This is a genomic window from Mesorhizobium sp. M7A.F.Ca.CA.004.06.1.1 (assembly GCF_003999135.1).
GTDB lineage: Bacteria > Pseudomonadota > Alphaproteobacteria > Rhizobiales > Rhizobiaceae > Mesorhizobium.
Genome location: NZ_RZPQ01001469.1, coordinates 1 through 428 on the forward strand (window position 1 = coordinate 1; position 428 = coordinate 428).

General features: G+C 64.5%; 1 protein-coding gene. It reads left to right on the forward strand.

Annotated elements, in window-relative coordinates; translation table 11 throughout:
• On the forward strand, positions 1-428 hold a 428-nt coding region (locus EN906_RS36980; protein ID WP_164777745.1), incomplete at both ends, for an ABC transporter permease.

The following is a 428-nucleotide window of genomic DNA, read 5'->3' on the forward strand; positions in this document are numbered from 1 at the left end:
GCCTACGCCATCACCGTCGTCTGGGTGCGTGGAACCCCGGCACAGCGCCTGGTCGCCGAGTTCTGCATTCTCGTTCCCTTCTGGATTTCCGTGCTGACCCGTGCCTTCGGTTGGGTGGCGCTGCTCTCCAATCGCGGCCTGATCAACAGCTGGCTGCAGGCGATCGGCTTCATTTCCGAACCGTTGGCGCTGGTGCGCAACGAATTCGGCGTCATCGTCGGCATGACGCATTTCCTCATTCCTTTCGCCGTCTTCCCGCTGGCATCGGCTATGCGCAGCCTCGACGACCGCGTGCTCCTGGCCGCGCGCGGGCTCGGCTCCAGCCGCATGCGCACCTTCTGGACAGTGTTCGTGCCGATGACGCGCTCCGGCATCATCGGCGCGGCGATGATCGTGTTCGTCTTCTCGCTCGGCTTCTTCGTCACGCC